Consider the following 24,139-nt stretch of genomic DNA (forward strand, 5'->3'; position numbering starts at 1 on the left):
CGCATAGTCATGTTTATTAGTCAGTGCAATACCGGATGAAGCGAGTCAACATTTAAGACGCCGGACAATCAAAAATGCCAGCCAGCCCACGCCAGCCAGCATGAAACCTGGAATTTGGAGTTGGGGCATGGGCTTATCGAATTGGGACTGGCGGGGCCGGTCGGCAGCAAACTGTGCGGCGGCCTTGCTGGCCAGCGTGGCGGCAATCGCCCTGTCGGCGACGTTGGCCAGCGCGCAGCAGGCAGGCCAGCAGACAGACGAGCAGAAAGCCGATCAGGAAGAAGCAGCGCCTGGGGACGCGACACTGCTCGACAAGATTCTCGTCGTCAGCCGCACGGGTGAAACGGCGATCGAATCGCTGGCGTCGGCCAGCCATGTCGATCAGGAACAGCTTGAACGCCGCATGGCGACGACACCCAACGAGATGCTGCTGGGCGTGCCCGGTGTCGCGGTGCAGGCCGACGCCAGGCGCGTCAGCTCCAGCATCAACATTCGCGGCCTGCAGGATTTCGGCCGCGTTGCGGTCATCGTCGATGGCGCGCGCCAGGATTTCCAGCGGTCCGATCATGGCACGCAGTCGACCTTCTATGTCGATCCGGAGCTCATAAAGTCCGTCGACGTCATCCGTGGCCCTGTCGCCAATACTTATGGGTCCGGCGCGATCGGCGGCGTGGTGTTCTTCGATACCAAGGATGCCAGGGACTTCCTGAAGTCCGACGAGACCTGGGCCGGTTCCGTCACCGGACGCTACGAGAGCAATGGCAAGGGCTGGACCACAAGCGCATCCGGCGCCTACCGCATCAACGAGAATTGGGACGTGCTCGGAAACATCGTCTACCGCGACTACGACGACTACAAGGACGGTGGTGGCGACAGGGTGAAGGGAACCGGGTTCGACGTGCTCAGCGGCTTGCTCAAGACGACGATCAGGCCAACCGAAAACAGCGAACTCAAGCTAGGCTGGGTAGGCTCCAGCGACGGCTGGAGCGAGATCAGCGGCGACGTGCCGGTCAATGACGTCGACCTGAAATCGAACACCTTCACGGCCCGCTACAACATCACGGATGAGGACAAGAGCTGGCTCGATCTTCATGTCAACACGTCCTACAACAAGACCAATCTCGACCTGACGAGCCTTGTTCCCCAGAACCGGTTCGATCCGGTAACCGGCCTTCCCATTGTCTTGCCGGCGGGGTCGCAATCGACATTCGACGTCGGCACGACCGGAATCGATATCTGGAATACATCCCGTTTCGAGACCGCCGGAATCGCGCACGAACTGACCTATGGCGGTGACTGGGTCGGCGACGACGTCAAAACCGGCGGCGCCGCCGGCGGCGACAGCTTCTACACGCCTTCGGGCAAGCGCAACGTGTCCGGTGCCTATGTCCAGGACAAGCTTACCTGGGAATGGCTGGAGGTCATTGGCGGGCTGCGCTACGACCGTTACAGCCTGAAGGACGACACCCACGACATATCCGGCGACAGGGTCTCGCCGCGCATCACGGTTGGCGTTTCGCCTTTCGAAACAGCGGGCCTGGACGGCCTGCAATTCTACGGCACCTATGCGGAAGGCTACCGCTCGCCGTCGATCACGGAGACGCTGATCAGCGGCAATCACCCGGCGGGCGTCAGCTTCCCGTTCCTGCCCAATCCGAACCTGCGGCCCGAGACCGGCAAGACTACCGAGTTCGGTATCAATTACAGGCAGAACGACATCTTCGAGGCCGGCGACGCGTTTCGCCTCAAGGCGGCTTACTTCAACAATGATGTCGACGACTATATCGACGGCGTGACGCTTTCGCCCTTCGATCCAACCAGTGGCTGCCCGTTCGGTCCCGGCATACCGATCTGCTTCCAGTACCAGAATTTCGCCAAAGCGAAGATCAACGGCTTCGAGATGGAAGGTGTCTACGATGCTGCATGGGGCTATGCCGGCCTCTCTGCCTCGATCACCAACGGGCATACAATATCCTATGACGGTGACCGGGCGGATTTAGCCACCATCCCTTCCTCGCAGGTCACAGCCCAGCTTGGGCTTCGCTTCCTCGAGGACAGACTGACTGTCGGCGGCGAAGTGCAGTATAACGGCAAGCCCAAGGGCAACGCGGTGGCCGAGGACTATACGCTGGTCAATGCCTTCGCGAGCTACCAGGCGACCGACAATCTCAAGGTCGATTTCCGCGCCGACAATCTGTTCGACGTGAAGTATGCCAATCCCTTGAACGGCAGCACCACAGTGGCGGTCTACGAGCCCGGCATCACGCTGAAGCTCGCCGCGACCATGCGCTTCGGAGGCTGACGGCAATGAGCTTGACGACGTCGCTTCGTCTGCTGACCTCGACGCTGGCGATGTCGCTTGCGACGCTTCCGGCGTGGGCCGAACAGCCCGCTCCGGTCCCCGCGCTGAGCCTCGAACTCAACGCCGCGCAGCCTTCCGACAAGGGGTGCCGGCTGACCTTCGTCGTGAACAACAACCTCGGCGCCGACCTCTCCAAGGCGGCGTTCGAGATCGCCTTGTTCAACGAGGCGGGGATTGTCGACCGGCTGACCGTATTCGATTTCAAGGAGCTTCCGGCCGGAAAGACGAAGGTAACGCGGTTCGACCTGGCTGCGACCGAATGCGGTAAACTCAGCCGCGTGCTGATCAACAGTGCGACGGAATGCGCCGGCACCGGCATCGAGCCGAGCGCCTGCATGCGCATGCTGCGGACCGACACCAGGACCGGCGTCGCGTTCGGCTTTTGAGGTGGGACTGCGTCCATCATTCGCGGCTGACTCGCTGACATGGCAGCCGGCCGGGCACGACTGGCTGTCGCTGCTTGCGAACGAACTTGATTTGACAAGTCTGTCCGCGTCGCTGCAGGTCTCGCCGCGACACATGCAGGATACCGACCCCCTTCCCGACTCGGGCAACGTGCTGGCGATTTCGCCGACCGAGGCGCCCCTCCGAGCCCGGGCATCGAACCGCAAATGGGCAGCGGCGATCATCATCTCCTGCTTGCTTCATGCAGTGGTCGCGGCCGCCTTCCTGATGTCGCCCGCCGGCAGATCCGACTCCGAGGACGCGGAGCAGTCGGAAGGCGGCAACCAGGCCGGTCGAAAAGTCGCAGGCAGCGCGTTGGATGAGAATCCGGCCGCGGTGAATGTCACCTTGGTGCCGGCGCCGCAAGAACCGCGACGACAGCCGGCAAAGCCTACAAAGCCAGTATCGCCAACAGCATCGCCTGAACCTCGCGATAACGTCGTGAAGCAGCCTTCCGAGCCCGCCCATGAAGCGGCAAGGCAGCCACCCAAACCTCTACCGGAAGCGGTCAAAACCCCAATGGCGAACCCGGACATACAGGTGCCGGCGACCCCACACCTGGACGATAAGGCTGTGGCGGTTACAACCGAACCGCCGGCACAACCAGCCGTGCAGGCCCAACGCCCGGAAATGCCGGTTGCCGTCCAGAAACAACCGCCGGTCCCCCACCCACGACCAACCCAGGCGGCGGCTCCCGCCGCTCCCGCAAAGGCTGATGAGAAGAGCGGGACGGCCGACGGCCAAGTCCAATCGGAGCAGGCAGCGAGCACGGGCAGCAAACGGAAAGAGGCGTCCAACGCTTCGGAAGACAGCTACCGCGGCGAGGTCTTCAGAAGGCTCGGCAGTGTCAATCGTACGCTTCCGCCCTCGCTGCAACTGACGGCGCGCAACAATGCGGTTGTTGCCTTCGTCATCGGCACCAAAGGCGAGATCGACGAGCTACGCATTCTGGAAAGCTCAGGATCAGCCAAATTCGATCAGGCAGCGCTTGCCATCGTGCGCAAGGCTGCTCCTTTCGCACCGATACCGCCGCAGGCCGGTAGGCAAAGTCTGGAGTTCGAGGTCGTGATCGGCCCATTCTGAGTGCCACGAAACAATTACAGCGCACGCATTGAACATCCGCAGGAAAGGAACACCATGTACATCGCCATGAACCGCTTCAAGGTCCTGAAAGGCTCGGAGGACGATTTCGAAGCCGTTTGGAAGAATCGCGATTCTAGCCTGGCCGAAATGAAGGGCTTCCGTGAATTCCATCTGCTCCGCGGTCCCGTCAATGAGGCCGAGGGCTACACGCTGTTTGCCTCGCACACGGTGTGGGCGAGCCATGACGATTTCATCGCCTGGACCAGGTCGGAGAACTTCCGCGCCGCACATAGGAATGTCGGCACGACGAAGGTTCATTATCTCGGCCATCCCCAATTCGAGGGCTTTTCCGTCGTCGAGGGAGCGTAGGCCAAGCCCCCGTCAGGAGCCGGCCAGCAGGCTTGCATTGCCGCCTGCGGCTGTCGTGTCGACGCACACGGCGCGCTCAAGCGCATAGGCGGCGGGATTGAACACCTCGGTGACCAGCGGCACGATCGGTCCTTCGCGCTGCGCGATCACCTTGCGCACGATACGCGCCGCTTCGGGCGTGCCGGAAAAGGCGACGACATCGACGCGCAGCGAGCGCGCCTCGACGGGATCGGGCCGGCCATCGATGGCCGCGAGGGGCAGGCCCTTGCCTGTCAGCGCGGAAAGTGCCGCCGGCGCGCCGGGCGCGACCGCAAGTACGGCGTTGCCGGCGGCCAGAGCCTGGATCGCCTGGGCCAGCAGAGTGTAGCCATCGGGGCCAAGGCACAGTACCCGGCCACGCGGCGCCAGCGATAGGGTGTTGGCCTCGCCGGTCGGTCCCGGCAGGTCGACCTGGCCGAAATCGATGCCGGCGGCGGCCCCAATGGCGGCAGCGCCCTTGCCCCGCAGATGCTTTCTCAAGATCGCGATTCGATCCGGGCGTGTCGACCAGCCGCCAAGAGCCGGGTCGGGCAAACTGTCGGCAAGCTCGGTCGCGGTCACCTTCCGGCCTTCGTCGACAGGCGTGCCGGCCTCCGGCCCCTTGCGGAACCGCCTGAGATAATGCGGGCCGCCGGCCTTCGGGCCAGTGCCGGACAGCCCCTCGCCGCCGAAGGGCTGTGACCCGACCACCGCGCCGATCTGGTTGCGGTTGACATAGATGTTGCCGGCATGGATGCCATCGACAAAATGCTGCACGCGGCCTTCGATACGGGTATGCAGGCCAAAGGTGAGGCCATAGCCCTTCCGGTTGATGGCGGCGATCACCGCGTCGATCTGGTCGGCATCGAAACTCGCGACATGGAGGACCGGCCCGAACACTTCGCGCTCCATCTCCTCAATGCCTTTCACCCGGAAAACATGCGGAGATACGAAGCGGCCGTCTTTGGGCGCTTCGAGCTTGGCGATCAGCCGGCCCTGCAGTCCCATCCTGGTGCAGTACTCGCTGATCGAGTCCCTAGCCTCGTCGTCGATGACGGGTCCGACATCGGTCGAGATTTGCCAGGGATCGCCGATGTTCAGCGCTTCCATGGCGCCCTTCAGCATTTCCAGCATCTTCTTCTCGACGTCCTTCTGGACATAGAGGACGCGCAGTGCCGAGCAGCGCTGGCCGGCACTCTGGAAGGCCGAGGCAAGGATGTCGCGCACCGCCTGTTCGGGCAGCGCGGTGGAATCGACGATCATCGCATTCAAACCGCCGGTCTCGGCGATCAGCATCGCGTCGGGCGCGGCGGTGTCGGCTAGCTGCTTCTCGATCAGCTTCGCCACATCGGTCGAGCCGGTGAAGCAGACGCCGGCAATGCGGGGATCCGACGTTAACGGTCCGCCGACCGAAGGGCCATCGCCTGGCAGGAGCTGGATGACATCCTCCGGCACGCCTGCCTCCCGCAGCATCTCGATGGCGCGGAAGGCTATCAGCGGTGTCTGCTCGGCGGGCTTGGCGATCACTGAATTGCCGGTGACGAGCGCCGCAGCGATCTGCCCGGTGAAGATGGCGAGCGGGAAATTCCACGGCGAGATGCAAACAATGACGCCGCGCGCTTGCGTGCCGGCCTCGGCATTGGCCGCCTCGGCGGCGTAATAGCGCAGGAAATCGACGGCTTCGCGCACCTCCGCCACTCCATCGGCCAGCGATTTGCCGGCCTCGCGCGTCGCCAATGCGAAAAACTCGACGGCATTGGCTTCGTAGAGGTCGGCGGCGCGATTGAGGATGGCGGATCGCTCGCCGACCGGCCGGTTTGCCCAGGCGGGCTGCGCCTCCACCGCGAAACGCACGGCGGTCGCCACCTGCTTGGCCGCGGCCTCGCTCACCGTGCCGACGATCTCGGACGGCTTAGCTGGATTGAAGACGGGGCGCTGCTTGCCGTAACCCGCGGCTCGGGTGATCGGCTTGGCATGCCAGCGATCCGGACCGCTGAATGCCGCCCTGGCCTTCTCGATCGCGGCCAGGGTCACCGTGTCCGAAATGTCGAACCCCTTCGAGTTGCGGCGGGCCGCTCCAAAAATCTGGGACGGGCGGGCGATCGCCGGATTGGCGGCGGGGCCTTGGGTCTCGACAGTCTCGAGCGGATCGCGCGCGATATCCTCGGGTTCGACCTCTTCGTCGGTCAGTTGATGCACGAAAGACGAGTTAGCGCCGTTCTCCAGCAGCCGGCGGACCAGATAGGCGAGCAAGTCGGAGTGCGCGCCGACAGGAGCGTAGATCCGGCATCGCGTGCCTTCGGCCTTGCGCACTGCCTCATGCAGCGCCTCGCCCATCCCGTGCAGGCGCTGGAACTCAAACACGTCACGGCTCGACGCCATGGACAGGATGGCGGCTACCGTGTGCGCGTTATGGGTGGCGAATTGCGGATAAATCCGGTCGGTCATCGACAGAAGCTTCTTGGCGCAGGCCATGTAGGACACATCGGTGTTGGCCTTGCGGGTGAAGACGGGGTAGCCGGTCAGCCCCAGCGTCTGGGCCCGCTTGATCTCGGTGTCCCAATAGGCGCCCTTGACCAGCCGCACCATGATGTTGCGGTCGTATTTCCTGGCCAGCGCGTGGAGCCAGTCGATGACGAAGGCGGCGCGTGGCCCATAAGCCTGCACGACCACGCCGAAACCATTCCAGCCCGCGAGTTCGGGGTCGGCCAGCACCCGCTCGATGACATCGAGCGACAGGTCGAGGCGATCAGCCTCCTCCGCGTCGATGTTGAGACCCATGCGCGAATGCCGGGCCGCGAGCGCCAGCGACAGCAGCCGCTCGGCCATGACAGGCAGCATCTCTTCCTTCTGCGCCACCTCATAGCGCGGATGCAGCGCCGAGAGCTTTACCGAGATACCGTGGTTCTGGCGGATGTCAGGGCCGTTGGAGCCGGCGTCGAGCGAGGAAATCGCATCGGCATAGGCCTTGTGGTAGCGAAGCGCGTCGGCCTCGGTGCGGGCCGCCTCGCCCAGCATGTCGAAGGAATAGAGATAGCCCTTCTGCGTCATCGGCCGACCCCGCTTGACGGCCTCGGCGATGCTTCGGCCAAGCACGAACTGCTCGCCCATCTCGCGCATGGCGGCTGCCACCGCCTTGCGGATGACCGGCTCGCCCAGCCGCCTGACCATCGATCGCAACGTGCCCTCGATGCCGCCCTCGCCCTCGTCCAGCACGCGTCCGGTCAGCATCAGTGCCCAGGTCGAGGCATTGACGAAGATAGAGCTCGAGCCGCCGGAATGGGCGGACCAATCATGCGGCGCGATCTTGTCGGCGATGAGATCGTCCATCGTCTCCGTGTCGGGCACGCGCAGCAGCGCCTCGGCCAGGCACATCAGCGCCACGCCTTCCTTTGTGGAAAGGCCGTAGGCCGAGAGGAAGACTTCCATCAGCCGGGGATCCGAAGAACCCCGCACCGCCCGCACCAGATCGGCGGCCCGCGCCGAGATTACATCACGTTCTTTAGACGACAGGCCCGTCGCATCGGCCAGCCGCTTCACGGCCTCGTCTTCGTCGGGCAGGTAATTGGCGCGGATCTGCTGGCGGATGGCGTCGAGCGCTGGCATGGCGGTCCTGTGGAGCGAGCATCAGGGAGCGGACCGGCGGTCGCCGGACCGAATGGCGCACGCTAGCATGGCCGCGAAAGCTGAGCCGGTCCAAAGAAATCGACATGACAGGTCATTCAAATTATAATTGGCCGCGGATTACGCCTTATGGACTACAATTTTGACGACAGAAGACCAACTGGACCGCATTGATCGCAACATCCTGGCCGCCCTGGCAAGCGATGGCCGGCTGTCCATGTCGGAACTGGCGGCAAAGGTCGGGCTTTCCAAGACGCCAGTGCAGGCGCGGGTGAAGCGGCTGGAGAGGGATGGCTATATCAGGGGCTACCAGGCGATCATCGACCGCGAGCGCATGGGTGAAGGCCATGTCGCCTTCGTCCAGGTGAAATTGTCCGATACCCGCTCGGCCGCCCTCGACGCGTTCAACCGCTCCGTCCAGGCCGTGCCCGAGATCGAGCAGTGCCACATGATGGCGTCGAGCTTCGACTATCTGCTGAAGGTCCGCACCAAGGACATAGCCGCCTATCGCCGCGTGCTCGGCGAGCGCATCTCTGCGCTGCCCCATGTTGCCCAGACCTCGACCTTCGTGGCGATGGAAACGGTGAAAGACAGGTAAGTCACTGCGACAGCGTTTGCAGGAAGGCCACCAGCGCTGCCCGTTCGCGGTCCGACAGATCCAGCGGATGAAGCTCGCTCGCCCCCTCAACGCTCGGCGACGCCTTTGCATAGTGGCCCACCACCTCGTCGAGCGACGAGAACTGTCCCGCATGCATGTAGGGCGGGCGCGTTGCCGCGCCACGCAGCGATGGCGTCTTGTAGGCCCGGATGAGCTCTGGTGAGTCCTTGACCATGAAGCGGAGTTCACCGCAGGCGCCGGCGTCGCCGTCGCGAAAAGCGCCGAAACAGTTGAACGGATCGCCCAGCACCTGCGCCACCGCATCGATGCGCCCACGATCCGGCGGCAAGCCGGCGGCCGGCGGCACACCGGTATTATGGAAGCTGTTGTCGGTGAAGCGCGGGCCGCTGTGGCAGGTCACGCAGTTGCCCTTGCCGATGAACAGCTTGAGTCCGAGAATCTCCTGCTCGGAGAAGATGGCATCGCCCTTAGGCTCGGCGCCCGTAGCAAGGTCCAGCGCAAAGCGGTCGAAGCGTGTCTGTGCAGGCTCGATCGAGCGCTCGAAGGCCGCGATGGCCTTGCCGATATTGGCAAAGACGCTGTTGATTGCGTCGCGCTGCGCATCGCTCATCGAATTCCAGGCGGCCTTCTCGGCGTCGGTGCCGAGCGGGCTGGCATTTAATGGCAATCCGGCGAAATCGGGCAGCGGACCGAAAATGCGCTCGTAACGTTCGCCGAAACGCGCCTTGATGTAGCGCGCGAACGCGGTACGGTTGCCTGCCTGTTCAAGCGGGTTTTCGAGTGGCGCCAGCGCCTGCGCCCACAGGCTGTCACGGCGGCCGTCCCAGAAAAACCAGGGATCGCGGGCGACGCCCGCCAATGCCATGGTACGCCGGTTGGTGCGGCCGACCCCAACGGCCTGCGGCAGGTCGTCCTGGAATTGCCTGTCGATCTTGTGGCAGGTCGAGCACGACACGGTGCCGTCACCGCTCATGCCCTGGTCGAAGAACAGCGTCGAGCCGAGCGCGGCAGCGGCCGGCACGTCGGCGAAGCGATTGGTGGTGTCTGGCTTAAGCGCCGGCAGCGTGTTCAAAGCCAGCGACGCGATTGTTCTCTTGTCGGAGTCGGAAAAATCCGGCTTGCCGCAACCGGCTGACATGGCGAGCAGTATCAGCGCCACAAGGCGCGAAAGGCGCGTCATCGACCGCTCACAGCACCACGTTGAACAGCACCGTGTCCGACCCGGCCGTAGCGGAGATGGCGAAGTGCAGTTGCCACCAGCCGCTCATTGTGAACTTCAACCCCTCGATACGGTAGCGGCCGTCGCCAAGATAGTCGCTCGCCTGCGGACTGGTCGGCAGGCCGTGATTGTGCTGCGGCATGCCGCCCGAGATCGCGATTGCTGCACCTTCCACCGGCGCGCCCGCCTTGGTTTTCAAGGTCAGCCGCCAGGATTGCAATTCGCCCTGGCGCACCACGCCACGCTCCGGCTCCAGGCTTGCCACGAAAAGTCCATTGTCGGTCTGCTTCGTGCGCGAGACATCGGGTCCGGCGGACTGCGGCGATCGCGGCGCCGTCAGATAAACGACCGCGAGAATGCCAGCCAGCAGGGCAGCCAGGCCAAGACCCGCGAGAATATAACGCCATAACGATGCCAAACCGGTTCCTCTTCTGTAGTCAACGTTTCGCGGGGCAGCTCGCATCCCGCCGGCCTGTGGGAAAACGTCCTGGCTGAAAAAAGGCTGCTTGCCAAGCATGGCGCTGCCGGCCCCAAAAAGCTACAGCAGCTAACGTATTGGAGGACAGCGAATGGCGGGAAGCGGCGTCGCTTCGGTCGGGGAATGCATGCTCGAACTATCGGGCCAGACGGGCCCGGACTGGCGTATGGGGTTTGCCGGCGACACGTTCAACATGCTGTGGGCGCTGCATGCCTTGAGCAGCGACCGGCCGGCAACCTATGTCTCCGCCTTCGGCGACGACCCGTTCTCGCGAGGCCAGATCAGCTTTCTCGCCGAAAACGGCATAGGCATAGGCTCCAGCCCTGTCATTCCAGGTGCGCGGCCCGGCCTTTACGCCATCACGCTGAACGGCGCCGAACGGTCCTTCACCTATTGGCGCGCGGATGCTGCCGCGCGGCAGCTCGCTTCCGACCCCGCCGCGTTGTCGAAAAGCCTTGAAAATCAGGCACTTGTCTACTTCAGCGGAATCACCTTGGCAATTCTGGACAATGCCGCGCGCCAGACGCTGCTGGCGGCCGTTTCGAAGGCTCGGGCGGCGGGCTCGCTTGTGGCCTTCGATCCCAACTATCGGCCCAGGCTCTGGACGGGACGCGAGGCGGCGCAAGCGGCGATCGTCGACGCGCTCGCGGTGACCGACATCGTATTGCCCACTTTCCCCGACGAACAGATGCTCTTCGGCGACGACGCGCCGAGAGCAACGATTGACCGGTTGCGTCAAACGGTCGGCGAGATCGTCGTCAAGAATGGCGAGCAGCCGGCGCTCATCTTCGAGGATGGAACTGTGCGCGAAGTCCCAGCGATCCATGTCGCGGCGCCTGTCGATACGACCGGCGCCGGCGATTCCTTCAATGGCGCGTATCTGGCCGCACGCCTCGCCGGCCATGCTGCGGTCGAGTCCACCTTGCGCGCGCATCGCGTCGCCGCCGCTGTCGTCCAAGTGCGCGGCGCCCTGGCGCCGTTCGAGACATTGCGGGCAGCGTTCGACAATCAGCCGTCAAATTAGGGCAGCCGGAAGCGATATTCGGTCAGGTGGTGATAGATCGCGCCGGGCCACAATGTCGCCTGCGGGAAATACGGCCGGTTCGGAGCATCCGGCCACACCTGAGGCTCCAGGCAGAAGCCGGAAAAAGCCTTGTAGGTCCGCCCCGCCAGGCCGGTACGGGGCGTCACGTATTGGCCGGTATAGAGCTGGATACCGGGCTCGGTCGTCCAGACTTCCATCTCGACACCGGAGCTTGCCCCCTGCACCCATGCAGCCTGCCGCAGAGGCCCCCGCGTCGCGGCGAGACAGAAATTCTGGTCATAGGGCAGTTGTTCGCCCTCCGCCTCCATGCGCAGCGGCCGCGCCTGGCGGAAATCGTATGGCGTACCGTCGACCGGCTGCACCACCCCGGTCGGTATCATCTCGCTGTCGACGGGCAGATAGGCGCCGGCGTTCAGCATCATCCTGTGATCGAGAATGTCTGTAACGCCGCCATCATCCAGGTTGAAATAGGAATGCTGGCTAAGATTGCACAGCGTCGGCTCCTCGCATGTCGCCGTCAGCTCGACGCTGAGCGTGCCGGGAATCTTCAGCCGGTAGGTGCAGGTAACGTCGAGCGCCCCGGGAAAGCCCATCGAGCCGTCGGGATCGTGCAGCGTCAGCGTGACGAAATCCCGGCCATGCAGCGCCACCGTCCATGGCTTGTGCGAATATCCTTGCGAACCGCCGTGCAGCGTATGCTTGCCAATAAAGTTCTTCTCGGTCTGGTAGCGGTTGCCGGCGATGGTGAAGCTGCCGTCGTGAATGCGATTGGCGTAACGGCCGACCACCGCACCGAAGAAGGTGTCGTTTTTCTCGTAGGCCTCGAGCCCGTCGTAGCCCAGCACCAGCGGCGCATCGTGCCCGGTCAGGCGCAAATCCTGAATGATCGCGCCAAGCCCGATGATGTTGGCGGTGATTCCGCCACCCCGGATCACGAAACGACGCACGGCCTCGCCCGCCTGCGTTGTACCGAAAACCTCGCCATCCTTCATCGCCATGCCCGCAAACGTCAGTTGACCAGAGGAATTCGGCTGCTTGTCGCATATCGTGCGAGCAGGCTCCAGGCCTGCTCGCTACGGCAACAGCCTATCAGAGGCCGAGGCCGCCGATGCAGACATATTTGGTATCGAGATAATCCTCGATTCCCTGGTGTCCGCCTTCCTTGCCAAGTCCGGATTCCTTGACGCCGCCGAACGGAGCTTCCGGCGTGGTGATGAGGCCTTCATTGACGCCCACCATGCCGTATTTCAGCCCTTCCATGACGCGGAAGGCGCGGCCGAGATCGCCGGTGTAGAAATAGCAGGCGAGCCCGAATTCGGTGTCGTTGGCGAGCGCGATAGCCTCTTCCTCTGTCTCGAACTTGAACACGGGCGCCACCGGGCCGAAGATCTCTTCCTTCATGAAGCGCATATTGGGTGTCGCGTCGGCGATGACCGTCGGCTGGAAGTACGACCCGCCCAGCGCATGGCGCTTGCCGCCGGCGACGATTTTGCCGCCCTTGCCGGTGGCGTCGGCGATCAGCTCCTCGACCTTCTCGACAGCCTTCTCGTCGATCAGCGGCCCCTGTTGCACGCCGTCTTCGAGACCTGAGCCGACCTTGAGCCCGTTGCTGGCCGCAGCCAGCTTTTCGACGAATTTGTCATAGACGCCGGCCTGGACAAGGAAGCGATTGGTGCAAACGCAAGTCTGGCCGGAATTGCGATACTTGGCGGTGATGGCGCCAGCAACCGCGCGTTCAATGTCGGCGTCGTCGAAGACGATGAAGGGCGCGTTGCCGCCGAGTTCCATCGACACCTTCTTGACGGTAACGGATGATTTCTGGATCAGGATCTTGCCGACCTCGGTCGAACCGGTGAAGGTGATCTTCTTGACCAGCGGGTTGGCGCAGATCTCGTCGCCTATTTCGCCGGCCGCGCCGGTGAGGATGTTGATGACACCCTTGGGGAAACCGACTTCCTCGGCCAGCGCGCCCCAGGCGAGACCCGAATATGGCGTCTGCGAGGCCGGCTTGACCACGGCGGTGCAGCCGGCGGCCAGAGCCGGGCCGAGCTTGCGGGCCAGCATCGAGGACGGGAAGTTCCACGGCGTGATGGCCGCGATGACGCCGACCGGCTCCTTGGTCACCAGGATGCGGCGGTCCGCCCACGGTGACGGCACGACGTCGCCATAGGTGCGGCGGCCTTCCTCGGCGAACCACAGGATGTAGGCGGCGGCAGAACCGATCTCACCCTTCGATTCGAACAGCGACTTGCCCTGCTCGATCGTCAACAGTTCGGCCAGCACGTCCTGATTGTCCATGATGGCGTCATGCAGCTTGCGCAGCAGCTTCGATCGTTCCAGCGCGGTGGTCTTGCGCCAGGTCTTGAATGCCGCGTCGGCGGCTTCGATGGCGCGGCGCGTCTCGGCCTTGCCCGATTTCGGCACGGTGCCGATCTTCAGCCCCGTGGCAGGGTTGTTGACGTCAACCGTCACGCCGCTGTCGGCTTGCACCCATTCACCATTGATGAGATTGGCCTGCCGCATGAAATGGCTGGTTTTTTGAAGCATGGTCTAGCCTCCGCTCGGCGCGCTGACGGGCCGGTTCTGGATTTTATTCGATGAGCGTGCCCGATAATATCGAGGCCGGGCCACTGGAGCCAGTGCTCTTTACCTAGGGCAAGCCACGCAATCAATTGCAAGATGGCATATAGGCTTTAGGCCAGCTCCAAACCAGCAGACCTGAACTACCCGTAGACGTGAACAACCACGCTCAGCCAGAAAGCCGTGGTGACCACGGCACTGGCCGTGGCGATGGTCATCTGATTCGTCGCCAGCGCCTGGCCCGTGTTGAACTGCATCGCGATCAGATAGGAATTGATGCCGGACGGCAGCGCCGCCACCACGACCGCGACCTTGGCCGTCAGGGGCGGCAGGTCGAGCAGCCAGACGAAGGCAAGCGCCAGAGCCGGCATCAGGAAGAGCTTCAGCACCGACAGCGCCAGGGCCGGCCGGACATTGCCGGAAATGCCGAAGCGGCGCAGACTAAGCCCCATGGCGAACAGGGCCACCGGGCCGGCGGTGCCGGCCAGCGCATCGACCAGACGCGTCGCGAGGTTCGGCAGCGGCACGCCGCTCGTCCGCCATGCCAAGCCCAGCAGAATGCCGATGATAAGCGGGTTGAGGAAAAGCCGCCGCGAGAAACTGCGCAGGACGCGCAGCGGATGCACCGTTTCGCCGTCGCGGCCGAACATCTCGAACAGCACGATCGACGCCATCATCATGATCGGCAGATGCACGGAAACCAACAGAGACAGGACTTCGAAGCCGCTCTGGCCGAATATACCGAGAATGAATGGGGCGCCGAGCAGCACGGTGTTGGAGAAGGCCGACGACACCCCGCCGACCACGCCGGCGCGCGCGTCGCGGCCGAATAACCGCGTCGTGACGAGATGGCCGACAGTCCAGGTGATGGCCACAGCCGCGAAATAAGCAATCCATAACCGCCAGGGCGCAACGCCGTGGAAATCCGACTTCACCATCGTCTGGAACAAGAGCAGCGGCACTGCGACGGACACAGCGAAATCGGATATGCCGTCGCCGCTTGCCGGCTTAAGGTAGCCGGTCCACCCAGCGAGATAGCCGAGCGCGACAACGCTGAAAACGAACAGGACGGTTTCGGTAAGCGGGGACATTTTCCAGGGATAGGCGAGCCGCGCGCGCGGCGCAATCGCACCCGGATTTCATGGTGCTCGAAACTGATCGTGCCCAAATTTGATCATCCTCGGCTGGCAGCGCTATAGAGGGTTTGGTTCATCGGGCGGACACGACCGGCAAATGGCATTTGTCGAAATTGCGAAACGCAGCTTTCTCCGGCACGCGGCGCAGGCGGCTTGCGCCGCGATGCTGCTCTGCCTTTTGGCGACGACGCTTGCCGGCGCGGAAACGAAAAGCCTGAAGGGCGTGGCGCTGATCATCGGCCAGTCCCAATATGAGCACATCGCCACCCTGCCCAATCCGGCAAACGACGCCCGCGACATGGCCAAGATGCTGACGGACCTCGGCTTCGATGCCCGTAACGTCACCGACCGCGACGCCGCAAAGCTGAAGCGCGACCTCGAGCGATTCGCCGAGGACGCCGAAGGCGCCGATGTCGCATTTCTCTACTATTCGGGCCACGGCATCGAGGCCGGCGGCGAGGATTATCTCGTTCCGGTCGATGCCGACATGTCGTCGCTGAAGGACGCCGGCACGGCCCTGGTGCCAATTGCCGCGGTGATGGACGAGTTGAAGAAGACCGTGCCGGTGACCATCATGCTGCTGGATGCCTGCCGCACCAATCCGTTTCCGGCTGACGCCGTGGTACGGCGCGCCCCCACGGCATCCGCCTCGCCCATCGGCGCCGGCGGGCTGGAGCCGGTGCGCGGCGCCAAGGCTATCGGCAACACGCCGGCTGCCGACGAGAACCTCGGCACGGTGATCGGCTTCGCCGCCGAACCGGGCCGTCCGGCGCTTGACGGTGCCGCTGGCAAGAACAGCCCCTATGCCGCCGCGCTGCTGCGCCATCTGGCGGCGATGAAAGGCACGGAGTTCGGTTCGGTCATGCGCATGGTGACCGAAGAGGTCTATCTAGACACAAAGGCCAGGCAACGTCCGTGGGTCAACGAAAGCCTGCGCCGCCTGCTCTATTTCGGTGTGGCGCCGCCGGAGCCGACAGGCGACGATGGGCTGATCACCGGTGAAAGGCGGCAGCTGCTGCTGACCATTTCCGACCTTCCCGACGCCAAGCGTGCCCAGGTGGAACTGGCCTCCTTGCAGGAGAGCGTGCCGCTGGACGCGCTCTATGGCGTACTGAGGGCGCTCGGAACCGAAAAGATCCCTGAAGATCCGACAGATCTGCAAAAGGTGCTCGGCGCCCAGGCCGGACGGCTGAAGAGGATGATGGCCGAACGCAATGCGCTGAGCACCAACGACCCGGAAATCACCCGGCTCATCGCTTCAGCCGACAAGGCCATCGGTCAGGGTGCGATGGTGACGGCGCGCAAATTCCTCGATGACGCGGTCGGCAGGGTGGAGCGCAACAGCGATGCCGTCGACCAGGCCGAGGAACTGGTTAAGCAGAAGCGCATCGCCGACGCCGCTATCTATGCCAAACGCGGTGACGCCACGGCGTTGATCTTCGATTACAAATCCGCCGCCGACGACTACGCCAAGGCCTTCTCGCTGGTCGAGAAATGGGACGACAAACTGCGCTGGAACTACAAGAACCAGCAAGCCGAGGCGCTCAACGCTTACGGCTACGCCAGCGGCAATCTCGATGCCCTGCAGCAGTCGATCGAGGCCTACCGGGTTATCCTGAACTTCCTTCCCAACGGCGAACAGAACCGCGACTGGGCCATCACTCGCAACAACATGGCAGTGGTGTTGCAGAACATTGGCGAGCGCGAGACCGAAACCGCGCATCTCGAAGAGGCGGCACAGATCTTTCGCGATTCGCTTGTCGTCTTCGAGCGAGAGAAAGACGATCGCAACTGGGCCGCTGCGCAGAACAACCTCGGCAATGTCCTGCTAAAGATCGGTCAGCGCGAGAGCGACCCCAAGCACCTGAATAAAGCGGTGGCGGCGATGCGCGCCACTCTTGCCAAACGTCCGCGCGACAAGGTGCCGCTGGACTGGGCGTCGTCGCAGAACAACCTCGGCCTTGCGCTCTATGCGCTCGGCGAGCGCGATCCAGTCGGAGAGCACCTGAAGCAAGCCGAGGCGGCCTACCGCCTGGCGCTCCAGGAATACACCCGCGCCAAAACTCCGGTGGAATGGGCGATGGTCGAGAACAATCTCGGCAACACGCTGGTGACACTGGGCATCCAGCTCAACGACAAGGCCAGGATCGATGAGGCGGCCGACGCGTTCCGCGCCGCGCTGGAGGTTCGAACCCGCGAGACGTTTCCTGTGTCCTGGGCTACCAGCCGCCTCAACCTCGGCAACGCGCTGAGCGGCGCCGCCCGCTTCGATATGGGCACGAGCACCCTCGAAGAAGCGGCCATCGCCTATGATGACGCGCTGACGGTGTTCACCCGGAAGCGCTTCCCCCTGGAGTGGGCCTCGGCGCAGAACAATCTAGGCTCCATCTACCAGACGATCGGCCAGCGCACCCGTGACGCAGCCAAGCTCGACCAGTCGGCCGCAGCCTTCCAGGCAGCCCGCCAAGTCTATGTCAGGCGGAAGTTCCCGCAGGACTGGGCCATGAGCTACTACAATCTCGGCAATACGCTGCAGTTGCTGGGCGGCGTGGCGGGCAAGCCCGAACATTACAAAGAGGCTGAAGACGCCTACCGCAATGCATTGCGCGAATACAAGCGCGAGACAAATCTACGGCAATGGGCTCTGACCCAGGCCGCCCTTGGCTCGACGTTGCACTGGCTGAGCATGAGCAATGGCGATCGCAAGGCCCTGCAGGATTCGATCGCCGCACGCAGGGCGGCACTCGAAGTGCTGACCATCGAGGCGGCCCCCGTCGACTGGGCCAACGCCCAGAACGGCATCGGCATGAGCCTGCTCAATCTCGGCACGATCGAACGGACCGACAAATATCTTGACCAAGCCGAGGCGGCTTTCACGGCCACGCTGAAGGTGTTCACGCGCGAAAGCCAACCCCTACAGTGGGCGTTCGAACAAAATAATCTTGGCGACATCCACTGGAACCGCGCCAGCTATGGCGGCGGCAAGCCCCACTATCTCAAGGCCATCGAGTTCTTCGAGAATGCCAAGCGGGGCTTTACCGAAGCCGGCTATACCATTCCCATCCCACTTACCGACCAGAAGATCGATCTCGTGAAGCAGCAGCTGGCGAAGAAGTGAGGCGCCCGCCGGCAGCGCCTTGTCTTTCGGCTGGCCTTGCCATCCCCTATATGTCCTGTCACCGGATCCCGTTGCCGGGACCCGAAGAGGGATAGCTGATGATTCGATTTGTGCTGGCGCTGCTTCTGCTCGCCGTCCCCGCCGCGGCGCAGGCGACGGATGCAGGCTGGGCGTTGCTGCGTGACGGCGGGCATGTCGTCCTACTTCGCCATGCCATGGTCACCGGCACCACCGACCCGGCTAATTTCAACATCGACAACTGTGCTTCCCAGGTAAACCTGTCGGCGCGCGGCAAGCAGCAGGCAAGCAAGATCGGCGCCTTGTTTGCGGCTCGCGCCGCTCCCGTCGAGCGCTTGCTGTCCAGTCGGTATTGCCGCTGTCTCGACACCGCCCGCATCGCCTTCGAGACCGAGCCGGAGCCTTTCGAACCGCTCGACCTCCTGAAAGGCGATGACAGCCAGAAGGCGGCGCAGATCGCTGCGATCCTGAATGAGATCCGCGCCTATTCCGGTTCCGACAATCTGGTCATGGTCACCCATCTTGAAGACATCTTGGCGCTGACCGGCATTTCGCCGCGCGAAGGCGAGGCCGTCGTCGTCGAGCCGCGGGGCGACACACTGCGCGTGCTTGGTCGCGTCACTTTTTGACGGGCGACCGGATGCCGTGGGCGGAAGCCGACTCCAAGTCGGCGGCTGAAGTCGCGGCCTCCCCGTCCATTCTTATGTTTCAGAAGGTCTCTCCCAATTCATCTCCGGCGTGACAGGCCTTTTCCTGCCGGAAAAAACCGATTAGACAGCGCCCAAAGACATGCGGACAGATTCACCCGCAACCGAAGGAAAAGCCCTTGTCCACCACGTTCGACAAAGTCGCCAAGATCATTGCCGATACCAGCGAGATCGATATCGACACCATCACTCCCGAGAGCCACACGATCGACGACCTCGGCATCGACAGCCTCGATTTCCTCGACATCGTTTTTGCCATCGACAAGGAATTCGGCATCAAGGTGCCGCTGGAAAAGTGGACCCAGGAAGTCAATGACGGCAAGGCTTCGACCGACGACTATTTCGTCATGAAGAACCTGTGCGCAAAGATCGACGCGCTGGTGGCCGCCAAGAACGTCTGAGGCCAGTTAAGCGCGCGGTCTTGACGCGCTTTGCCGCCTGACCCACAAAGCCGCCCATGAGCAGCCCGCACGACGTCGTCATCACAGGCATCGGCCTTGTCTCCTCGCTGGGGGAAGGCCCCGATGCCCATTGGCAAAAGCTCATCCAGCCGGGCGCGACACCTGTGCTGGAAACCGCGCGGTTCACGCCCTACACTGTACACCCACTGCGCGAAATCGACTGGAACCTGCAGATCCCCAAGCGCGGCGACCAGCGCCAGATGGAGACATGGCAGAGGCTCGGCACCTATGCCGCGGGTCTCGCCCTGGACGACGCCGGCATCAAGGGCAATGACCAGCTCTGCGCGAGCATGGACATGGTTGTCGCCGCAGGTGGCGGCGAGCGCGACGAAACGGTTGATGCCGCCATTCTGGCTGCTTCGGAAAACCGCAACGACCGCGACGTGCTGCTCAACGAGAAGCTGACCACCGAATTGCGGCCGACGCTGTTCCTGGCCCAACTTTCCAATCTGCTCGCCGGCAACATCTCCATCGTCCACAAGGTCACGGGCTCCTCCAGGACATTCATGGGTGAGGAAGGCGCCGGCGTGGCGGCTGTCGAGACGGCCGCTGCGCGCATCCGCTCCGGCCAATCGACCCACATATTGGTCGGCGGCGCCTTCCAGACCGAACATTCCGACATGCTGCTTGGCTATGAATTGGCCGGCTACCTGCATCGTGGCCCGTGGAAGCCCGTCTGGCAAAGACAGGGCGCCGAGGGCGGCGGCGTGGTGACAGGTTCCGGCGGCGCCTTTCTCGTGCTGGAGCAACGCGAACAGGCGATGAGCCGGGGCCGCAAGATCTACGCCGAGCTTGGGCCAATCATTTCCGGCCGCGCCAGGCGCCGGCGTGGCAAACTCGACGCCGGCATCGCCGATTTGCTCAAGCAGGCCGCCTTGCCTCACGGCCCGCTGCTTGCCCTGTCCGGCGCATCGGGCGCCCATGCGGCGACCAAGGCCGAGAAGGCGGCGCTCGACGCCAACCCCTCGATCTCCGCGCGCGGCTTCTCGACGCTGACCGGCCATCTCAAGGAAGCACAATTTCCCTTTGCCGTGGCGCTTGCCGCTCTCGCCGTCCAACGCAAGGCTGCATATCCTGTTTTTGATGCCGCAGCCGAGAAGCCTTTCGACGGCAAGCCGGAAACCGTCCTTGCAACGGCCATCGGCTATCACCAATTCGAGGGCATGGCGCTGGTCAACGCCGCATAAAGCGGCCAGTCTTGATGCCGCAACGATAAACGGTCGAGGGCTCCTTAATGGCCAATCTGAATGATCATATGGGCAGGCCCGTCGTCGCTGTCACCGGCATCGGCGTCGTGACATCCCTCGGCGTCGGCAAGAAAGACAATTGGGCGGCCTTGACCTCCGGCAAGTCGGGCATCCACCCGATCACTCGCTTTCCGATCGACCAGTTGAATACCCGTATCTCCGGGATGGTCGATTTCCTGGCGTCGAGTTCCAAAGGCGCCAGCGCCCTCACCTACGAACTGGCTGAACTCGCCGGCCTTGAAGCAGTGGCAGAAGCGGGTCTTGAGTCCGGCGATTTCGGCGGACCGCTCTTTCTCGCCTCACCGCCGGTCGAGCTAGACTGGAGCGAGCGCTTTTCGCTCTACAATTCAGACAAGGACGGTGACGACAGCGCTGCCGAGAGAATGCTGCGGGTCGCACGCGGCCTGAAAGAGCTCGACATGTTCGAGACCACGCAGTTCGGTGCAATAGCCGACAGACTTGCCGATCGGCTCGGCACACGCGGCCTGCCGATCACGCTGTCGACGGCTTGTGCTTCCGGCGCCACGGCGATCCAACTCGGCGTCGAAGCGATACGGCGCGGCGAATGCGACCGTGCGCTGTCGATCGGGGCCGACGGCTCGGCCACCGCCGAGGCGCTGATCCGGTTCTCGCTGCTCTCAGCGCTCTCCACCCACAACGACATTCCAGAAAAGGCATCCAAGCCCTTCTCCAGGGATCGTGACGGCTTTGTGCTTGCCGAGGGGTCGGGCGCGCTGGTGTTGGAATCGCTTGAAGCCGCATTGGCTCGCGGTGCAACGATCCTTGGCATCCTGGGCGGTTGCGGCGAGAAGGCCGACGACTTCCATCGCACCCGCTCGAAGCCGGACGCTTCGCCGGCCATCGCCGCCGTGCGCGCCGCCCTTGCCGACGCTGGGCTGGGCGAGCACGAGATCGACTATGTCAATGCGCACGGCACGTCGACACCGGAGAACGACAAGATGGAGCATCTGGCGCTGTCGACCGTGTTCGGCGAGCGGATCGGCTCGATGCCGGTCTCCTCGAACAAGTCGATGATCGGCCACACGCTTTCGGCGGCGGGCGCGGTCGAGGCGGCTTTTTCGCTGATGACCATGCGCGAAAGCGTCATTCCCCCGACCATCAACTACGACAATCCCGATCCGGCCATCGTGCTCGACGTGGTGCCGAACAAGAAGCGCAACGCCGAGGTCCGCAGCGTTCTGTCGAACTCGTTCGGCTTTGGCGGCCAGAACACTTGCCTTGTCATGGCGCGGGAACCGGTCTAAGCGACCCCCTATCGCAAGATAGAACCGACAGGCCCCATGCGCGCACTGCAACTCATAGAGGACCGCCGTCTTGAAACGGTGGACTTGCCGCCGCCGCCGCCGCCCGCACTCGGCGAGGTCACACTGCGCATCAAGGCGGTGGCCCTGAACCACATCGACGTCTGGGGCTGGCGCGGCATGGCGTTCGCCAAGCGCAAGCTGCCATTGGTCGTCGGAGCGGAGGCTTCCGGCGAAGTCGAAACGGTCGGACCTGGCGTCTCCGGCATTATGCCCGGACAGTTGGTGTCCATTTACGGAGCCCGCACCTGCGGCCTTTGCAGGGCCTGCCGCGAAGGCCGCGACAATCTGTGCGAACATGTGTCTGGCGTCCATGGCTTCCACCTCGACGGCTTTGCGCAGGAAAAGATCAACCTGCCGGCACGCCTGCTGGTCCCTGCGCCGCCCGGCGTGACCGATATCGGCGCCGCCGTCGCGCCCGTCACCTTCGGCACGGTTGAGCACATGCTGTTCGACAACGCCAAGCTTCAGCCCGGCGAGACCATCCTTGTCCATGCCGGCGGATCGGGCATCGGCTCGGCTGCCATCCAGCTGGCGAAGCGTATGGGCTGCACGATCATCACCACGGTCGGCTCCAACGACAAGATCGACAAGGCCAAGGCGCTGGGCGCCGACCACGTCATCAACTATCGCGACGACCGTTTCGAAGGCGTCGTGCGCAAGTTGACCAGGAAAAAGGGCGTCGACGTCGTGTTCGAACATGTCGGCGCCGACACGTTTGCCGGCTCCATGTTGTGCCTCAAACGCGGCGGGCGCCTGGTGACCTGCGGTTCGACCTCGGGCGTGTCGACGCAGATCAACCTGATGCAGCTTTTCCAGCAGCAATTGAAGCTCCTCGGCTCCTTCGGCTGCCGCATGGAGAACATGGCCAACGCCATGCAGAAAATGTCGGCGGGACAGGTCGCGCCTGTTATCGACACCGAAGTCGGCTTCGACGACATCGATGCCGCGCTGAAGCGCATGGAAGGCCGCGACGTCTTTGGCAAGATCATCCTCCGGGTCGGCTAGAGATTGACCTCGGTGTTGAAGAAAGTCCGCCGGGACCTCCGGTTTCGCTATGGCAGACAGCTGCGCCAGCTGAACTACTGGCTTGTCGCGCGCGCGGCAATGCTGATCATCTCGCTGTTGCGCCTGCTGCCGGCTGACAGTGCGCTGAATTTCGTCGATCGCGTCGCGCGCCGTGTCGGCCCATGGGCGGGTCGCCATCAGGTCGCTGTGGACAATCTGCGCAAGGCCTACCCGGAAAAGAGCGAAAGCGAGATTCAGGCCATCGCCTCCGACATGTGGGGCAACATGGCCCGTCTAGCCGCCGAATACGTCTTTCTCGACGTCCTGTTCGACTATGACCCCGCAGCCTCAAGGTCCGGCCGGGTAGAGGTCAAGGGGGAAGAGCACTTCCTCGAGATCGCGAGCGAACAACGGCCGCACATCGTCTTCACCGGCCATCTCGGCAATTTCGAACTGCTGCCGGTGGCGGCGGCGACCTTCGGCATGAACATCACGGCGCTGTTTCGCCCGCCGAATAATCCCTACCTTGCCGACTACATACTTTCGACGCGCCGCTCGACCATGGGCTCATTGCTGCCATCGATGGCCGGCGCCTCATTCGCCCTCGCCGGCGTACTGGAGAATGGCGGCAACATCGGCATCCTTGTCGACCAGAAATTTTCGAACGGACTGGACACGACATTCTTTGGCCGTCCTTGCCAGAGCAACCGGGTGCTGGGAACCCTCGCCCGTCACTATGAGTGCGACGTCTACCCGGCGCGTTGCATCAGGCTCCCGAATAACCGTTTCCGACTCGAGATCGAGGACAAGCTGACCTTGCCGCGCACGGCCGACGGCAGCATCGACGTGCGTGCAACCACCCAGCTTCTCAACGACGTGGTCGAGCGCTGGGTTCGTGAAGACCCGGGGCAGTGGATGTGGTTCCACAAGAGATGGGAGATCAGCCGCTGGCGGCCAAACAACCGTCGGCGGACAAAAACGCCGGTTGCTGTTGACTGATAGTGGCGGCCTAGATGCCGTGCTGGCAGCCAGCGTGAAATGCATCCCATTGCGATGCAGACGTTCGCTGCGTTGCGCCGCAGAGCCCACTGACGTGCTGCCTGCCGCACCAGACGCACCTGCTGGATCCAGCCTGCAGACAGGCGCGCTCCAGTGGGCAGTCGCGGAAAGCGTGTCGCGCCTGAAAAAGCGGACAGTTTCAGCCGCTAGAGCGTTTCCTGTTTTGGGAGAATCGTAGGATTCCCATCGAGGCTTGTTTGTGATTCAAGATGCTGGCTGGAT

The 24,139-nt window shown here is 63.4% G+C and carries 19 protein-coding genes; 13 read left to right on the top strand and 6 right to left on the bottom strand.

What is annotated here, in order from left to right; translation table 11 throughout:
• The first annotated feature begins 127 nt into the window (after positions 1-127).
• From LB513_RS16200 to LB513_RS16215, 4 genes are read left to right on the top strand one after another with little or no spacing between them, the layout of a single operon-like run.
• Positions 128-2,302 carry a TonB-dependent hemoglobin/transferrin/lactoferrin family receptor gene (locus LB513_RS16200; RefSeq protein WP_224664494.1) on the top strand — a complete coding sequence of 725 codons (2,175 nt, stop codon included), beginning with the start codon at positions 128-130 and terminating at the stop codon, positions 2,300-2,302.
• Between the two features lie 5 nt (positions 2,303-2,307).
• Positions 2,308-2,748 carry a hypothetical protein gene (locus LB513_RS16205; protein WP_224664495.1) on the top strand — a complete coding sequence of 147 codons (441 nt, stop codon included), beginning with the start codon at positions 2,308-2,310 and terminating at the stop codon, positions 2,746-2,748.
• Between the two features lies 1 nt (position 2,749).
• Positions 2,750-3,889, top strand: a complete 1,140-nt coding sequence (locus LB513_RS16210; protein ID WP_224664496.1) for an energy transducer TonB — start codon at positions 2,750-2,752, stop codon at positions 3,887-3,889.
• 54 nt (positions 3,890-3,943) lie between these two features.
• The gene (locus LB513_RS16215; protein WP_224664497.1) at positions 3,944-4,258 is read left to right on the top strand and encodes an antibiotic biosynthesis monooxygenase family protein; all 315 of its coding nucleotides are present in this window, start codon (positions 3,944-3,946) and stop codon (positions 4,256-4,258) included.
• Between the two features lie 12 nt (positions 4,259-4,270).
• Here the strand turns inward: LB513_RS16215 and putA are convergent, their stop codons facing one another.
• Complete coding sequence (gene putA / locus LB513_RS16220) at positions 4,271-7,882, bottom strand: bifunctional proline dehydrogenase/L-glutamate gamma-semialdehyde dehydrogenase PutA (RefSeq protein WP_224664498.1); 3,612 nt, start codon at positions 7,880-7,882, stop codon at positions 4,271-4,273.
• Positions 7,883-8,060: 178 nt separating this feature from the next.
• Here putA and LB513_RS16225 point away from each other — a divergent pair, with 178 nt between their 5' ends.
• Complete coding sequence (locus LB513_RS16225) at positions 8,061-8,498, top strand: Lrp/AsnC family transcriptional regulator (RefSeq protein WP_411962712.1); 438 nt, start codon at positions 8,061-8,063, stop codon at positions 8,496-8,498.
• A 1-nt stretch (position 8,499) separates the two neighbouring features.
• On the opposite strand, the gene LB513_RS16230 is transcribed toward LB513_RS16225, so the two are convergent.
• Positions 8,500-9,699, bottom strand: a complete 1,200-nt coding sequence (locus LB513_RS16230; RefSeq protein WP_224664500.1) for a cytochrome-c peroxidase — start codon at positions 9,697-9,699, stop codon at positions 8,500-8,502.
• Between the two features lie 7 nt (positions 9,700-9,706).
• The gene (locus tag LB513_RS16235) at positions 9,707-10,156 is read right to left on the bottom strand and encodes a FixH family protein (RefSeq protein WP_224664525.1); all 450 of its coding nucleotides are present in this window, start codon (positions 10,154-10,156) and stop codon (positions 9,707-9,709) included.
• Between the two features lie 151 nt (positions 10,157-10,307).
• Between LB513_RS16235 and LB513_RS16240 the strand changes: the two genes are divergently transcribed.
• The gene (locus LB513_RS16240; protein WP_224664501.1) at positions 10,308-11,240 is read left to right on the top strand and encodes a sugar kinase; all 933 of its coding nucleotides are present in this window, start codon (positions 10,308-10,310) and stop codon (positions 11,238-11,240) included.
• On the opposite strand, the gene LB513_RS16245 is transcribed toward LB513_RS16240, so the two are convergent.
• The 3 genes from LB513_RS16245 to LB513_RS16255 all read right to left on the bottom strand — a co-directional run bounded on the left by LB513_RS16245 (position 11,237) and on the right by LB513_RS16255 (position 14,932).
• On the bottom strand, positions 11,237-12,259 hold the full coding sequence (locus tag LB513_RS16245) for an aldose epimerase family protein (protein WP_224664502.1): 1,023 nt from the start codon (positions 12,257-12,259) through the stop codon (positions 11,237-11,239). The two genes, LB513_RS16240 and LB513_RS16245, sit on opposite strands and share 4 nt — an antisense overlap.
• Positions 12,260-12,350: 91 nt before the next feature.
• The gene (locus LB513_RS16250; RefSeq protein WP_224664503.1) at positions 12,351-13,808 is read right to left on the bottom strand and encodes an NAD-dependent succinate-semialdehyde dehydrogenase; all 1,458 of its coding nucleotides are present in this window, start codon (positions 13,806-13,808) and stop codon (positions 12,351-12,353) included.
• 176 nt (positions 13,809-13,984) lie between these two features.
• Complete coding sequence (locus LB513_RS16255; protein ID WP_224664504.1) at positions 13,985-14,932, bottom strand: AEC family transporter; 948 nt, start codon at positions 14,930-14,932, stop codon at positions 13,985-13,987.
• A 142-nt stretch (positions 14,933-15,074) separates the two neighbouring features.
• Between LB513_RS16255 and LB513_RS16260 the strand changes: the two genes are divergently transcribed.
• The 7 genes from LB513_RS16260 to LB513_RS16290 all read left to right on the top strand — a co-directional run bounded on the left by LB513_RS16260 (position 15,075) and on the right by LB513_RS16290 (position 23,857).
• Positions 15,075-18,095 carry a caspase domain-containing protein gene (locus LB513_RS16260; protein ID WP_224664505.1) on the top strand — a complete coding sequence of 1,007 codons (3,021 nt, stop codon included), beginning with the start codon at positions 15,075-15,077 and terminating at the stop codon, positions 18,093-18,095.
• 98 nt (positions 18,096-18,193) lie between these two features.
• The gene (locus tag LB513_RS16265) at positions 18,194-18,742 is read left to right on the top strand and encodes a histidine phosphatase family protein (protein ID WP_224664506.1); all 549 of its coding nucleotides are present in this window, start codon (positions 18,194-18,196) and stop codon (positions 18,740-18,742) included.
• A gap of 197 nt (positions 18,743-18,939) precedes the next feature.
• Entirely contained in the window at positions 18,940-19,221 is a 282-nt protein-coding gene (locus tag LB513_RS16270; protein ID WP_224664507.1) for an acyl carrier protein, read from the top strand.
• Between the two features lie 56 nt (positions 19,222-19,277).
• Entirely contained in the window at positions 19,278-20,468 is a 1,191-nt protein-coding gene (locus LB513_RS16275; protein WP_224664508.1) for a beta-ketoacyl-ACP synthase, read from the top strand.
• 47 nt (positions 20,469-20,515) lie between these two features.
• Positions 20,516-21,793, top strand: a complete 1,278-nt coding sequence (locus tag LB513_RS16280; RefSeq protein ID WP_224664509.1) for a beta-ketoacyl-ACP synthase — start codon at positions 20,516-20,518, stop codon at positions 21,791-21,793.
• A gap of 36 nt (positions 21,794-21,829) precedes the next feature.
• On the top strand, positions 21,830-22,858 hold the full coding sequence (locus tag LB513_RS16285) for a zinc-binding dehydrogenase (RefSeq protein WP_224664510.1): 1,029 nt from the start codon (positions 21,830-21,832) through the stop codon (positions 22,856-22,858).
• Positions 22,859-22,870: 12 nt separating this feature from the next.
• Positions 22,871-23,857: a lipid A biosynthesis lauroyl acyltransferase gene (locus LB513_RS16290; protein ID WP_224664511.1), complete on the top strand. Its 987-nt coding sequence runs from the start codon at positions 22,871-22,873 to the stop codon at positions 23,855-23,857.
• Positions 23,858-24,139: the final 282 nt, after the last annotated feature.

Origin of the sequence: Mesorhizobium sp. ES1-1, from assembly GCF_020164785.1 — a bacterium.
In the GTDB taxonomy this organism is placed as follows: Bacteria; Pseudomonadota; Alphaproteobacteria; order Rhizobiales; family Rhizobiaceae; genus Mesorhizobium.

Coding starts and splice junctions, on each gene's coding strand:
- LB513_RS16245 (WP_224664502.1), bottom strand. CDS start 12,259: ATGGCGATGAAGGATGGCGAGGTTTTCGGTACAACGCAGGCGGGCGAG.
- LB513_RS16200 (WP_224664494.1), top strand. CDS start 128: ATGGGCTTATCGAATTGGGACTGGCGGGGCCGGTCGGCAGCAAACTGT.
- LB513_RS16215 (WP_224664497.1), top strand. CDS start 3,944: ATGTACATCGCCATGAACCGCTTCAAGGTCCTGAAAGGCTCGGAGGAC.
- LB513_RS16265 (WP_224664506.1), top strand. CDS start 18,194: ATGATTCGATTTGTGCTGGCGCTGCTTCTGCTCGCCGTCCCCGCCGCG.
- LB513_RS16205 (WP_224664495.1), top strand. CDS start 2,308: ATGAGCTTGACGACGTCGCTTCGTCTGCTGACCTCGACGCTGGCGATG.
- putA (WP_224664498.1), bottom strand. CDS start 7,882: ATGCCAGCGCTCGACGCCATCCGCCAGCAGATCCGCGCCAATTACCTG.
- LB513_RS16250 (WP_224664503.1), bottom strand. CDS start 13,808: ATGCTTCAAAAAACCAGCCATTTCATGCGGCAGGCCAATCTCATCAAT.
- LB513_RS16230 (WP_224664500.1), bottom strand. CDS start 9,699: ATGACGCGCCTTTCGCGCCTTGTGGCGCTGATACTGCTCGCCATGTCA.
- LB513_RS16285 (WP_224664510.1), top strand. CDS start 21,830: ATGCGCGCACTGCAACTCATAGAGGACCGCCGTCTTGAAACGGTGGAC.
- LB513_RS16275 (WP_224664508.1), top strand. CDS start 19,278: ATGAGCAGCCCGCACGACGTCGTCATCACAGGCATCGGCCTTGTCTCC.
- LB513_RS16240 (WP_224664501.1), top strand. CDS start 10,308: ATGGCGGGAAGCGGCGTCGCTTCGGTCGGGGAATGCATGCTCGAACTA.
- LB513_RS16260 (WP_224664505.1), top strand. CDS start 15,075: ATGGCATTTGTCGAAATTGCGAAACGCAGCTTTCTCCGGCACGCGGCG.
- LB513_RS16280 (WP_224664509.1), top strand. CDS start 20,516: ATGGCCAATCTGAATGATCATATGGGCAGGCCCGTCGTCGCTGTCACC.
- LB513_RS16255 (WP_224664504.1), bottom strand. CDS start 14,932: ATGTCCCCGCTTACCGAAACCGTCCTGTTCGTTTTCAGCGTTGTCGCG.